This is a genomic window from Nonomuraea sp. NPDC050153 (genome assembly GCF_044460125.1).
Lineage (GTDB): Bacteria > Actinomycetota > Actinomycetes > Streptosporangiales > Streptosporangiaceae > Nonomuraea.
Map to the genome: position 1 here is coordinate 571,754 of NZ_JBITJQ010000004.1, position 13,406 is coordinate 585,159.

Sequence of the window (13,406 nt, forward strand, 5' to 3'; positions counted from 1 at the left end):
GCATCATTTGCCCGCCGGCCTGAGCGCGAAGGAGTCGAAGCGGACGCGTGCGGAGGCGGTGGCGCCGGAGGCGGCGTGGACGCCCGACTCGCCGGGGCCGTAGGGCGCGTCGGCGTCGAACGCCTCCGCGACCAGGCGTTCGTTCAGCCACATGCGTAGCGTCACCTTGCCCCCGCTCTCGCCGCACTCCGCAACGATGCGGTTGGCGGCCGCGCTCTGCGCGTCCGCCGGGCCGTACAGGGTCGTGCCCCTGGTGCCCGTGCGGCGCTTGACGATCGTGACCTTGCCCGAGCCGCTCACCCCGAACTCGTAACGGTCTCCGGAGCTCGCCGAGCCATGGCACCACACACCGTACTCCCCGGCCCCTTCCGCAAGGGTGGCCTTCGCGCTGACGATCACGCCGCCCTCCGGCTCCTGCCTGGGGGCCGACTTCCACAGCCGCCAGCCCGGCTTGACGGTCAGCTCGTAGCCGGAGCCCGCCTGCCGCGCGCTCCCGCCCTCCGACGAGCCGATCGCCCAGGAATCGCCGAAGCCGGCCTCGTACGGCCAGCTCTCCTGCGACAGCGCGGGCACGGTCACGGCGGCGGCGAGGACGATTCCAGCGGCTCCGGCGACCCACGGCCACCGCCGCCGCTTCGGCCTGGGCCCCGGCTCCGGTGCGAGCGCGGCGGGCGACATCCCGGACGCGGACCCCACGCCGGCGGCGGGGCTGCCCGTCCAGGTGCGCTCCACCACTTCGGTGGCCGTGGCCAGGCGGGTGCCGCCGACCAGGTCCGCCAGCAGCCGCTGGGCCGTCGGCCGCAGGCGCGGATCCTTGGCCAGCGCCCGCTCCACGACCTGCCTGATCCCCTCGTCGAGCCCGTCCAGCCTGGGCCCTTCCTGCGTGATCCGGTACAGCACCTCTCCTGGCGCCCCGCCCCCGAACGGCAGCCGCCCGGTCCCCGCGAACGCGATCACCCCGCCCCACGCGAACACGTCGGCCGCGGGCGTGAGCGGCTCCCCGCGCACCTGCTCGGGCGCCATGAACGCGGGCGTCCCGAGTATCGCCTGGCTGACCAGGCTGTCGTTCTCCACGAGCTGGGCGATGCCGAAGTCGATCACCCGGGGACCGAGCGGCGAGAGCAGCACGTTGGACGGCTTGAGGTCACGGTGGATCACCCCGGCCCCGTGGATGGCGCTCAGCGCGGTGGCGATGCCCACGGCCAGCGCCTCCAGGTTCCCGCCCGAGAGCGGCCCCTGCTCTTTCACGGCCTGCGCCAGGTCGGGCCCCTTGACGTATTCGGTGACGAGGTAGGCGACGTCGCCGTCGATCCCCGCGTCCAGCACGGGCGCGGTGCAGAACCTGGCCACCCGGCGGGCCGCCGCGACCTCCCGCTCGAACCGCCGTCTGAACGCCGCATCGCGGGCCAGCGTGGGATGGATGACCTTGAGCGCCGCCAGGCCGCCGGTGGGTGTGGAGGCGAGGTGCACCTCGCCCATGCCGCCGCGCCCGAGCAGGCGCCGCAGCGTGTACCCGCCAATGACCTCGTTCATCGCAGACAGACTAGCCAGATCCCGGCGTCTCCCGCCGGACCAGGGCGATCGAGACGAAGGCCCCGGACCGGGTCACCCGGCCGCCTGGATCAGCCGGTAGCGCGACGGCGGGATGCCGTACCGGTCGACGAACGCCTGCCGCAGGGTCTCCGCCGTCCCGAACCCGCACCGCACGGCCACGGACGCCATCGGCAGCGACGTGGACGCCAGCAGGTGCGCGGCGGCCTCGGTGCGGGCCTGCCGGACGTATCGCCCGGGCGTCAGCTCCAGGTGCTGGAGGAAGAGCCGGGTGAGGTGCCGCTCGCTCACCCCCGCCTCGGCCGCCAGCGCGGGCGTGGTGAGGTCGTCGCGCAGATGGGCGGAGATGTACTCGATGGTCCGCCTGACCAGGTTGTTCGCGGGGGCGGGCGCGTTGACGAACATGCTCATCTGCGCCTGGTCGCCGGGCCGCTGCAGGTAGGTGACCAGGTTGCGGGCCACCGTGCGGGCCAGCTCGGCGCCGTTGTCCTCCTCGACAAAGGCGAGCGTGAGGTCGAGGGCGGCGGTGACGCCGGCGGAGGTGGCGACGTTGCCGTCGCGGATGAAGATCGGGTCGGCGTCCACGGTCACCGCGGGATACCGGGCCGCCAGATCCTGCGCCAGCTGCCAGTGCGTGGTGGCGCGCCGCCCGTCGAGGAGCCCCGCGGCGGCCAGCACGTACGCTCCCGTGCAGACCGACGCGACGCGGCGGCTCTCGCGGGCCAGCCGGCGGACGTGGCCGACGATCAGCGGGCTGGCCGCGGCGTCGTCGTGGCCGACCCCGCCGGCCACCACCAGCGTGTCGAGCGGCCCGTTGACCCGCTCCAGCGCCAGCTGGGCCTGGATGGTCAGCCCCGTGCCGCAGGTGACGGGGTGCCCGCCCGGCGTGGCCACGCGCACCTCGTAGCAGGGTGCCGCGCCGCGCCAGTTGGCCTCCTCCAGCGTCGAGGTGACGCAGGCGACGTCGAGTAACCCCACCGCCTCGTACGCGACGACGACGACCCGGCGTACCTCCATGGTCACGACTCTAGGGCCGAAGGACAGAACGCCCAAGTTTCCGGACCCTCAGCGGGACGATGATGACGGCGGCGCACGTGGCGATGTTCCCGCTCATGCCGGCGGCGATGCTGCGCCGCCTCGACGAGTACGCCGGTCACGCTCACTGAGCGCCTTGCGGTAGCCGTCCAGGACGTCCTGCCGCAGCAGGTGCCCGAACCCGGCCCGCTCCAGCCGCAGCCCCAGCTCGGCGGCGCTCACCTGGAGGCGCTGCGCGGCGGCGGGCAGGCTCCAGTCGTGCTCGGCCAGCGTGCTCAGCAGATGACCGCGCCTGACCTGCGCCTCCGACAGCCTGAACGTCTTCAGGTAGGCCAGCTGCCCGTCCGCGTCGGTGATCGTCTCGCCGATGTGGTTCTCGGTCTTCCGCTCGAACGCCGGCAGGAACCGGCTCAGCGTGAACCTGCCCATCCGGTAGACCTCCTCCACCCGCGCGGGGGCGCGGAGGAGGCCCGCGGCCATGACCGAGTCGTGGAAGCCGGCCCAGTCCCGCTCGGCGCGTACGGCCTCGGCCCGCAGGTCGGCCAGCGAGGCGACCGCGCTCTCGTCGATCACCGCGGGGAAGTCCCTGGCGGGATAGAACAGGGCATAGTCGTGGATCAGCTCGCCGTACATGTCGCGGATGAGCGTCGGGTGCAGCGCCCGGTAGTCCTCGGGGTGGGGCACCACGAAGGCGCTGGCCAGCGTGTCACCGGCGTACAGCAGCAGCCCGCACTGCCCCGGGTAGATCTCGAAGATCTTGAGCGCGTCCTCCAGCCCGCGCACCTCCGCCCCGGTGTAGGCCTCCTCGGTGCGGGGGGACAGCCCGTGGGCGAGCGCCTGCCGCGACCACTCCTCCCACGCGACCACGGGGCCGCCGAAGTGCAGCGCGAGATAGCCCTCCATGGCCAGGTGCAGCGGCAGGAACCGGAGCCGGCCCGGGTCCACCCGCCGGGCCATCCTGCGCCTGGTCCTGATGCACATGTGCCGCAGCGGCTGCCCGAGCTGCGTGCCGTAGGCCGCCGCCGGGGTGCCGTCGCCGGTCCACGACGCGACGAAGGCGTGCGGGATGTACGCCGTGTAGCGGGTCTTGTCCGCCAGGTGGACGACGGACAGCTCGTCGCCGTACACCTTGGCGTGCAGCCGCAGGTCCTCCACGGGCTCGCGGCGCACGAGCGGCACCAGCCGCAGCCCTCCCCAGGTCTGCGCGGGCCGGGTGTCCAGCCCCGTGAGATCCATCATCGCCCCGCCGCCCGATCCTCCAGGTACGTCCTCAGCTCCCCGAGCCCGGTGCGCCCCTCCGCGAACCTGGCCAGCTCCACCAGCGCCGGCAGGTCCTCGGCGTCGCGGATGCCGGCCGTCGGCACCATGGGCGACAGCCGCCGCACGTCGAACTGGTCGGCGTCGTAGACCGGGTTCACGTGCACGATGCCGACCTCGCCTCCTGGGTCGAGCTTGCGCCGCCAGACGCGCAGCACCTCGCCCGCCAGCCCCGGCGGCGCGTTGTCCCAGCCGTCGGAGACGATGACGAGCAGGCCCGGCCGGTGTTCGAGCGCGTCGAGGATCCGCTGCCCCAGCGGCGTCGGCCCGTACGGCCGCACCTGGAGCGGGTCGGCCCCGCTCGACAGCCACAGGCCGCGGTAGTCGCCGGCCAGGGCCTCCAGCAGGTAGTGGCAGGCCAGCGCGACCGCCAGCGGCCGGCGGCGCTTCACCGGCGAGCCGAACGAGGAGAAGCTGTCGTCGAGCACCGCCGCGACGCTCCCCCACGTGCCCGCCCGCGCCCCGGCCACGCGGCCCGCCGCCGCCCGCAGCGCGCCCACCAGCTCGGCCCGGCGGCCCGCGCGCACGTCGGCGCCGAGCGAGAGCACGTACGAGGCCAGCCTGACCAGCGGCATCGCGGCCAGATCCGCCTCGGTGTCCACCCCGCCCCGGCTCGCGGACTCCGTCAGCCGCAGGCGCTCCAGCCTGGTCAGCCGGGGCGCGATGCGCTCCATGAAGAGCTCCCTGCCGATGCCGTGGCGAGCCGCGAACCCCTCGGCGACGGTGTACGGGAGGTCGTACAGCGCGCTCTTGTCGAAGTGGGCGCGGCGCCACGCCTCCAGCACGGGCGTCTCGTAACGGGCCCGGCTGAACGGCGCGAACAGGAAGTCGCCCAGCTCGCCCGGCAACCGCAGGTGGGCGTGGCGCACGGCCGACTTCACCCGCGCGCGGTACTTGACCGCGTCGAAGGCCAGGTCGGGACGGCCGTTGAGCCAGTCGCGGATGAGGGCTCTGGTGCGCCGGTTGTTGACGCCGTCGCGGCGCAACCGCTGGAAGAGGCGGTAGACCCTGGGCGGGCTCATCCGCTCCAGCCGCCGGGCGATCAGCCGGCCGTCGCCCGCGTGCCCGCTCAGCAGGTTCGCGATGATCAGGGCGGCGTTGTGGTCGTTGATGTCGAGCGCCAGCGTGGCCGCGTACAGGTCGGGATAGTTGCCCTGGACGTAGCGGTGCAGGAAGTCGAGGGAGAGCCGCTGCTCACCGGCCGAGCCGTGGAACTCGCGCTGGCCGGTGGAGGTGATGGCCGCGTTCGCGAAGATCAGCACGTCTTCGCACTCGATCAGGTCGGCGTAGGTCTCCATGGGCTCCCCCGGGGATAGGCGGACTGGCCGGGGAATGGAGGCACGGGCTGCGAAGCATCGCTGTACAGGCGGGTTCCGGAAGTCGTACCGGAGTCCCGCGGCCAGTCTGGTCCGGACCCTATCGAGCCTTACGCGCTGATGCGACGGTATTTATCAGGGTTCGGTGCGCGCCGTACGGGCCTTGATCTCGCCGAGCGTGGCGTGGTTCTCGCGGATGACGGAGATCAGCACGTACGCGACCAGCAGCAGCCCGAGACAGAGCGCGTCGGCGGCCCACCAGGGGATCTCGGCGAGGAGCAGATAGCCGTCGCCGTCGCTCAGCGACCTGATCACCGCCGTGACCACGGCCACCACCAAGGTGACCAGCAGCCAGCTCCGCAGGCGCGGCAGGTTCCCCTTGTTCCACAGCCGGATCCGCCAGCCCATGAACACGGCGAGCACGCCGAGCAGGGCGCAGAACCCGATCAGCCACCACGGCAGGGCGAAGGCGGTCTGGGAGGCGATCTGCTCCTGCGTGGTGCGCAGCTCCGTCTCGGCCTTCCGCTTGGCCTCCACGGCCGCCTCAAGCTGCTTCTTCAGCTGGGTGACGCTCTTCTCCGGGCGCGCGGGCGTCGCGGGGACGTCCGTCGGGAGCATCCGCGCCACGACGGTCAGCATGATCGCGACGAACGACAGCGCCAGGACGATGGCCATGAACAGGTCGATGAAACGCAGATCGAGCGGCGGGGCGAACGACCGGGCCGGCCGCCTCCTCACGGCTCCCTCACCAGCGTGTACTTCTGCGGGCGGCTCTCGGCCGCGCTCAGCCGCTCCACCGCGGTACGCAGCGCGTCCAGCCCCTTGACGAGCTCCTCGGTCCTGCCCCTGGACTGGGCCAGCTCCTGGGTGAGCCCGTGCATGGCGGGGGCCGCCTGCTTGGCGGGCAGCCGCGCGATGTAGATCAGGAACACCTCGTCGGCGGCCACCACGCCGGCCCGCTCGCCCCGCTCCACCAGGGCCATCGCGCCGAACGCCAGCACGCTCAGGAACAGCGCGACCAGCGTGACGCCGAACGCGGAGGCCAGCTCGGGCAGCACGTGCTGCTTGAGCGCGGCGATCAGCACCCCGGGGTCGCCCTCGCGGTCGAGGGCGTTCGAGAACGAGTTGACCATCGCGCCCATCGTCAGCGCGGTGCCGATGAACCCGAAGACCGGCAGCGCCCAGATGAGCGCGTGGTCGATGTGGTGCTTGTTGGCCATCTCGCTCTCGTCCAGCGCGGACCGGGCGCTCAGCACCGCCTCGCAGTCGTTGCCCGCCTCGGCCGCCTCCCTGAACAGCTTGAGCCGCCGCGCCACCAGCGTGTCGTCGGTCGGCTTCACCGCCTGGACGTTCGTCACGGCCCGAGCCGTCGCGGCGTTCTCCCGCCGGATGTCCGGTACGGCCCTGACGATCCTGAGCACGGCGGTCAGGAACACCGCGATGATCAGCGCGACCACAAGCTCCGCCGCCACCGGGGCCGTGGTCGCGCCCACGGACACCAGCAGCATCTCCACCACTCCGGCCGCCATCAGCAGCGCGGAGAACACCACGCTCACCACAGGCGCGAACACCGAGTGACGCCAGCCGTACCTTGACACCCTCTACCCTCACTCCGGCACACAAAAAGTCAGGGACCCACCTAAGCACATGTAAAACACGCGTTGGTTACGTTCTGCGGTGCAGAGGGTACGAGATGTGCTGAATTTCAGGAAGGGAACGATCTGTTCCCCTCTTGCTTGCCGAGTTTCGGGGGGCGCTCGGCTCCTCAGTGGCCCCCAGGCGCGCCTGCGATGCGCCTCCAGGGCCTTCTGGGGCGGGGGTGACGTCGCAGGGCGCGTTCGGGCTCTCGCCCTCCGTAGATTCGACGTAGGACCGCCGACACCCGAGCCGGACGCGACACGGGCACGCCTCTGCCCCCGTAAACGCAAAACCGCCCCTGACCTGCGATGTTTCGCAAGTCAGGGGCGGTCTGATGGTGTGGAGGTGGCGGGAATCGAACCCGCGTCCTTCAACCCCAAGTCAGGGCTTCTCCGGGCGCAGCCTGCTGTGCTTTTCTCGGCCCCGGCGATCACGCAGGCGAGTCGCCGACGGGCCCAGCCACTGTTTGGTTTCCCGCTCTCCCCCGTGGCCGGGTCGAGCGGTTGAGCCTTCTAGCGATGCCAGACACCGGGCCGAAGGCGCTCCCGGGCTGACAGTGGTTTCGCTACTTAGGCAGCGAGGCCCAGGGAGTCCTGGGCTACCACAGTGCGCTTGGAATTGGCACTTGTTGTTTGCGGTCACAGGATTAACGAGGTTATGTCCGCAGTCCTCGGCCCGCTTCACCTGGCTTGCAAAGTCGAAGTCGAAGCCAGTCACCCCCTGTGCAGTTGTCAACACACCCGGCGCGCGGGTGAGCAACAAGAATCTACATGGGTCAACGCCCTCAACGCCAACTTAATTCCTCATGACGAAACCCCCGGGAGCGCGGCTCAACGGCGCGCGCTCCCGGGGGCCGACCGGCAGGGTCGAGCCGGTCCGGACGGCAGGACTTCCCCCGAGATGAAGTCCTGATCTCATCACGGCGACTGGATCCGCAACCCCCCGAGCGGGCCCAGTCACTCAGTAAGACGCAACCGGACGCCCGAATGGTTGCTCAGCGTGACGACTATTTCACTGCGAGTTGCCGAGGCCCGCGAAGAAGCTGCCCGCCACCGCTCCGGCGTCGTGGTTTCTCGCCAGCACGGCGACCGCCACGTCCCCCTGCCAGCCCACGAACCACTTCAGCTGACTGCCCGCCGTGGCCGTCACGCCGAAGACCCTGCCCTTGCCCGCCTGGGCGGGCGTGCCGGTCGCGCCGGCCGCCATCATCCGCTTCAGCGTCGCGTGGACCTTGGCGTCCATGGGCACGGGAGCGGGCTGCGGGGCCTGTGCGGCCTCCGCCGCCGGGTCGGGCGACTTGGGATCGGTGACCAGCACCGGCGGGCGCCAGGTGCCCGAGGCGACCGCGGCGGCCACCAGCGCCATGCCGAGCGGGCTGACCTCGACGTTCTGGCCCGCGATGGCCTTGGCCTTGTCGGCGTCGCCGGTCAGCACGGGCAGGGAGCCGCTGAACGACTTGAGCGGCAGCCGCCACGGCTGGCCCACGCCGAACGCCTTGGCGCTGCTGTTGAGGTTGTCGGCCGTGACGCGGCGGGCCAGCGAGGCCAGCGCGGTGACGCAGCCCTTGGCGAAGTTCTCCTGGAAGGTGGCCGAGGCCGTGGCCCCGGTGGACTCCGCGGCGAGCTGGAACTTGGCGCCGCCGACCGTGCGCTCGTCCGGGCAGGCCAGCCGCTGCTTCGGGCTGACGTTGTTCTTGAGCAGCGCGTCCGCGGCCACGATCGAGAACGCCGTGCCCGCGGGGAACCTGCCGCCCAGCGCGCCCATCTCCTGGCTCAGGTCCTTCTGCCGGGTCAGGTCGCCCTCGGTCCCGACCGCGAGGATCTGACCGGTGTCGGCCTGCACCGCGACCAGCGCGCTCGCCTCGGTCTCGCCCACCGCCCGCTCGGCCGCCGCCTGGACGGACCGGTCGATCGTGGTCTTCACCGAGACGTTCTCCCGGCCCCGCCACTCCTGCAGCAGGGCGACCTGCTTGCCGGTCTTGAGGTCGAGCGTGATCACCTTGGTCTGCGTCGAACCGGTCAGGTAGTCCTGGTAGGCATGCTGGAGGCCGCTCCTGCCGACCGAGTCACCGGCCCGCTCGGGACCGCCGAGCTTCTGCTCGGTCTCGGGGGTGAGCGCGCTGACGCTGCCGACGATCTGCTGGGGCGGCTCGGGGTTGACCGGCTGGTCCTGCTGCGCCGTCTCGATCCCCTCGATGGCGTCGAGCTTCGCCCGCATCGCCTGGTAGCGCGAGCGCCCGAACGTGACCAGCGGCACGAACTTGTCGGGCGGCGACGACCGGATGCGGCTCAGCAGGCGGTCCTGCGCATAGTCGGTGATCTTGGACAGCTTGGCGGCGACCTCTTCCGCCTTGTCGCCGATCTTGGCCGGATAGACGCCCGCGCTGTAGAAGATGGTGTTGCCCTGCAGCGGCTCGTTCGTGCGGTCGACGATCGGCTTGCGCGGCCTCGGGTCGGTGTCGACGGCGAACCGCTGCCCCTCCTTGAGCTGGGGATGCAGCACCGAGGGCGACCAGCGCACCTTCCACATGCCGTCCACGAGGTGGAGCGGGAGCAGCCCGTCGTACTCCCAGAGGGGGTTGTTCTCCCCCAGGTCGACCTCGGCGTGGAAGTCGGCCTTCGCCTCCTCGCCCGTCATGCCGAGGCTCTTGATCTTGAACCGGAACGAGGCCGCGTCGAGCTCCAGCTTGGCGTCGGACAACGCCTTGCGAACCGTGGCCTGGTCGCCGTCGGTGCGGCCGGCGGCCAGGTCGTAGTCGCCCGACTGCCAGCCCACGAGGAAGTCCCGCACCGCGTCGTGCGGCGAGGGCTCCTCGAAGCAGCCGGTCAAGGTCGTGCTCGCGACCACCAGAGTGGCCGCGGCGGAGAGGATGCGGCGAGCGCGTGTCATGGGGTGCGGTGCCGCCGTCTCATCGGTTGCGGTGCCGCAGGGCCCGGGCCATCTCCCGTTTCGCCTGCTGCTCCGCCAGCGACTGCCGCTTGTCCCAGTCCTTCTTGCCGCGGGCGAGCGCGATCTCGACCTTGGCCCTGCCGTCCTTGAAGTAGAGCGTCAGCGGCACGATCGTGAGCCCGCCCTCCTTCGTCTTGGCGGCGAGCTTGTCGATCTCCTTGCGGTGCAGCAGCAGCTTGCGCTTGCGGCGGGCGGCGTGGTTGGTCCACGTCCCCTGGGAGTATTCGGGGATGTGGACGTTGAGCAGCCACGCTTCGTCGCCGTCGATGCTGGCGTAGCCGTCGACGAGCGAGGCGCGGCCCTCACGCAGCGACTTCACCTCGGTGCCCTGCAGCACGAGACCCGCCTCGAAGGTGTCCTCAAGGAGGTAGTCGTGCCTGGCACGCTTGTTCTGGGCGATGACCTTACGCCCGGTCTCACGTGGCATGCTTCGACTTTACCGGCGATCCCTAGACCCTCAGGTAGCGGCGGAGCGTCACGAACGATGCCAGCACACAGATGACCACACCGATGACCATGGTGATGGTGATGGTCTGGGCCACATCGTTCCAGCCCAGCTGCGCTGTCGCGTCGCCGAGGTAGCGCCCCAGCTCCTCGAAGAGGAAGACTTTCGTGACGATCAGGATGACCGCCGCGAAGACACCGCCGATCAGGCCGGCGATGACGCCCTCCATGACGAACGGGAGCTGGATGTAGAGGTTGGACGCGCCGACCAGGCGCATGATGCCCGTCTCTCTACGCCGGTTGAACGCCGAGAGCCGTACCGTGTTACCGATCAGCAGGGCCGCCGCCAGCACCAGGATGATGGCCACCGCGAGGGCGTAGAAGGCCAGCTTGTCGAGCATCTCGAAGAAGGGGCCGACCAACTGGGCCTGGTCCAGCACCTGCGACACGCCCGGCTGCCCCTGCAGGGCCTGTACGACGGTCTTGTAGTTGTTCGGGTCTGCCACCTTGATGCGGAACGACTGGGGCATGTCCTCGACCTTGGTGGCGCTCACGAGGGCCTTGTTGGTCGCGTACAGCTTCTGGAAGTTCTGGTACGCCGTCGACTGGTCCTCGAAGAACACCTCCTTGACCCCAGGGGTGCCCTTGATGAGCGCATCGAGCTGCTGCGTCTGGGCCTTGGAGATCTCCTTGCCCTTGCAGGCCTCCATGGCCGAGCCCTTGCTGCACAGGAAGACCGAGACCTCGACCTTGTCGTCCCAGTAGCCCTTCATCATGCCGACCTGGGCGTTGATCATCAAGCCGACGCCCAGCATCGCCATGCCGACGGCAACGGTGATGACCACCGCGATCGTCATGGTCAGGTTGCGACGGAGGCCGATCCAGACCTCGGAGAAGATGAAATTCGCCCGCATGTTCTGTCTGCAGCTCCCTGTCAGTACGCCTGGCCGTAGACGCCACGCGACTGGTCACGGACGATCTTGCCGTCCTCCAGCTCCACCACGCGCTTGCGCATGGAGTCGACGATGGCCGCGTCGTGAGTGGCCATGACGACCGTGGTGCCAGTCCTGTTGATGCGGTCGAGCACCTTCATGATGCCGATGCTCGTCGCGGGGTCGATGTTGCCCGTGGGCTCGTCGGCCAGCAGGATCATGGGCCGGTTGACGAACGCGCGGGCCATGGCGACGCGCTGCTGCTCGCCGCCGGACAGCTCGTCGGGCATGCGGTGGGCCTTGCCTTCCAGGCCGACCAGCTCGATGACCTCGGGCACCACCTTGCGGATGAACCGCCGGGGCTTACCGATGACCTCGAGGGCGAACGCCACGTTCTCGTAGACGTTCTTGTTCGGGAGCAGCCTGAAGTCCTGGAACACGCAGCCGATGCGGCGGCGCAGGTGCGGCACCTTGAAGTTGGAGAGGCGGGCCAGGTCTTTCCCGGCGACGTGGATCGCGCCGGAGTTGGGCCGCTCCTCCTTGAGGACCAGACGCAGGAACGTGGACTTGCCTGATCCCGAAGGACCGACGAGGAACACGAACTCGCCCTTGTCCACGTCTACGGACACGTGGTCGAGGGCGGGCCGGTTCTGGTTCGCGTAGACCTTGGTGACATTATCGAAATGGATCACGAGAGCATCACGGCATGCCAGTCTAGGGGTCAGGACGGAAGCGAGGGTGGCACATGCCCACTTCCCGCCACCGGCCGATCGGGTTACGCGGTCTTTACTGATGATCGACGTTCCGATTGGCCAGACGACAGTCTAGGGGGAAGACTGGCATGGAAAGTCCATAACGGAAACAAAACGATTGTGCGGCTAGACTTGGGGCTGTCATGAGTTGTGAACACCTCGTATGCGCGCAGTGCGCCCACCCTGTGATCGAGGGACGCTGCCCCACCTGTCGTGCCAGCAGGGAGCGGATGCATCAGCACGGCTTCGCCGGGCTGTCACCCGCTCTGATAGCCCTGCTGCTGCTCGTCCTGCTCTTCGTGAGCCTGGTGATCAAACACCTGAGCGGGCTCTAGTCGGCGGTCCCCGCCTCCTGGCGACGCATCCAGCGGATCTCCGACTCGATGAACCCGTCGAGGTCGCCGTCGAGCACGGCCGACGGGTTGCCGGCTTCGGTGCCCGTGCGCAGATCCTTCACGATCTGGTACGGGTGCAGCACGTAGTTGCGGATCTGCGTGCCCCATGACGTCGTGGTCGCCCCGCGCAGCTCCGACATCTTCTCCGCCTCCTCCTGCCGCTTGCGCTCCAGCAGCTTGGCCTGGAGGACGTTCATGGCGGTGGCGCGGTTTTGGAGCTGCGAGCGCTCGTTCTGGCAGGAGACGACGATGCCGCTCGGGAGGTGCGTGATGCGCACCGCCGAGTCGGTCGTGTTGACGCCCTGCCCGCCCGGACCGCTCGACCGGTAGACGTCGACGCGGATCTCGTCCTCGATGATGTCGATGTGGTCGGTCTGCTCGACGACCGGCACGACGTCGACCCCGGCGAACGAGGTCTGCCTGCGGCCCTGGTTGTCGAACGGGCTGATGCGGACCAGCCGGTGGGTGCCGTGCTCGCCACGGAGCGTGCCGTACGCGTAGGGCGCCTTGATCGTGAACGTGGCCGACTTGATGCCGGCCTCCTCCGCGTAGGAGGTGTCGTAGACCTCGGTCGAGTAGCCCTTGCGCTCAGCCCAGCGCAGATACATGCGCAGCAGCATCTCGGCCCAGTCGGCGGCGTCGACCCCGCCCGCCTGGGAGTTGATCGTCACGAGCGCCTCGCGGGCGTCGTACTCGCCCGAGAGCAGCGTGCGGACCTCCAGGGCGCCGATGTCGGACTTGAGCGTCTCAAGCTCCTTGTCGGCCTCGGCGCGCGTGTCGTCGTCACCCTCCTCCGCCGCCAGCTCGTAGAGGACGTTGAGGTCGTCGAGGCGGCGCGCGACGCCCTCGACGCGGTTGAGCTCGCCCTGGAGGTGGGAGAGCTTGCTGGTGACCTTCTGCGCCTGGTCGGGGTCGTCCCACAGGTCGGGTGCGGCAACCTGCTGCTCCAGCTCCTCGATCTGCTTGCGCATCGCGTCGAGGTCGAGCACGTCCTGGATGCTGCGGAGCGTGCCCGCGAGCTCGTTGATCTCTTCTGCCGGATCGATGCCTGCCACGTTTCCCAAGCCTACTTCCCCC

General features: G+C 70.0%; 11 protein-coding genes and 1 other RNA gene. All 12 read right to left on the bottom strand.

Annotation, left to right across the window (positions count from 1 at the left end; all coding sequences use genetic code 11):
• Window positions 1–3 precede the first annotated feature (3 nt).
• Window positions 4–1,533, bottom strand: a complete 1,530-nt coding sequence (locus ACIBQ1_RS14755) for a protein kinase (RefSeq protein ID WP_397277602.1) — start codon at window positions 1,531–1,533, stop codon at window positions 4–6.
• Window positions 1,534–1,605: 72 nt separating this feature from the next.
• Complete coding sequence (locus ACIBQ1_RS14760) at window positions 1,606–2,568, bottom strand: GlxA family transcriptional regulator (protein WP_397277604.1); 963 nt, start codon at window positions 2,566–2,568, stop codon at window positions 1,606–1,608.
• 93 nt (window positions 2,569–2,661) lie between these two features.
• Window positions 2,662–3,825, bottom strand: a complete 1,164-nt coding sequence (locus ACIBQ1_RS14765; RefSeq protein WP_397277606.1) for an ARPP-2 domain-containing protein — start codon at window positions 3,823–3,825, stop codon at window positions 2,662–2,664.
• On the bottom strand, window positions 3,822–5,201 hold the full coding sequence (locus ACIBQ1_RS14770) for a hypothetical protein (RefSeq protein ID WP_397277608.1): 1,380 nt from the start codon (window positions 5,199–5,201) through the stop codon (window positions 3,822–3,824). The genes ACIBQ1_RS14765 and ACIBQ1_RS14770 overlap by 4 nt, the downstream gene beginning before the upstream one ends.
• 153 nt (window positions 5,202–5,354) lie before the next feature.
• Window positions 5,355–5,957: a hypothetical protein gene (locus ACIBQ1_RS14775; protein WP_397277610.1), complete on the bottom strand. Its 603-nt coding sequence runs from the start codon at window positions 5,955–5,957 to the stop codon at window positions 5,355–5,357.
• Complete coding sequence (locus tag ACIBQ1_RS14780) at window positions 5,954–6,790, bottom strand: hypothetical protein (protein ID WP_397277611.1); 837 nt, start codon at window positions 6,788–6,790, stop codon at window positions 5,954–5,956. Before ACIBQ1_RS14780 ends, ACIBQ1_RS14775 begins: the two co-directional genes overlap by 4 nt.
• Window positions 6,791–7,194: 404 nt before the next feature.
• Window positions 7,195–7,578, bottom strand: a transfer-messenger RNA (tmRNA) gene (gene ssrA / locus ACIBQ1_RS14785).
• A 290-nt stretch (window positions 7,579–7,868) separates the two neighbouring features.
• Window positions 7,869–9,746 carry a penicillin-binding transpeptidase domain-containing protein gene (locus ACIBQ1_RS14790; protein ID WP_397277613.1) on the bottom strand — a complete coding sequence of 626 codons (1,878 nt, stop codon included), beginning with the start codon at window positions 9,744–9,746 and terminating at the stop codon, window positions 7,869–7,871.
• Window positions 9,747–9,765: 19 nt separating this feature from the next.
• On the bottom strand, window positions 9,766–10,233 hold the full coding sequence (smpB, locus tag ACIBQ1_RS14795) for an SsrA-binding protein SmpB (RefSeq protein ID WP_350728456.1): 468 nt from the start codon (window positions 10,231–10,233) through the stop codon (window positions 9,766–9,768).
• Window positions 10,234–10,255: 22 nt separating this feature from the next.
• The gene (ftsX, locus tag ACIBQ1_RS14800; RefSeq protein WP_397277615.1) at window positions 10,256–11,164 is read right to left on the bottom strand and encodes a permease-like cell division protein FtsX; all 909 of its coding nucleotides are present in this window, start codon (window positions 11,162–11,164) and stop codon (window positions 10,256–10,258) included.
• Window positions 11,165–11,184: 20 nt separating this feature from the next.
• Entirely contained in the window at window positions 11,185–11,874 is a 690-nt protein-coding gene (gene ftsE, locus ACIBQ1_RS14805) for a cell division ATP-binding protein FtsE (protein WP_020541427.1), read from the bottom strand.
• Between the two features lie 391 nt (window positions 11,875–12,265).
• On the bottom strand, window positions 12,266–13,384 hold the full coding sequence (prfB, locus tag ACIBQ1_RS14810) for a peptide chain release factor 2 (RefSeq protein ID WP_397277617.1): 1,119 nt from the start codon (window positions 13,382–13,384) through the stop codon (window positions 12,266–12,268).
• Window positions 13,385–13,406 lie beyond the last annotated feature (22 nt).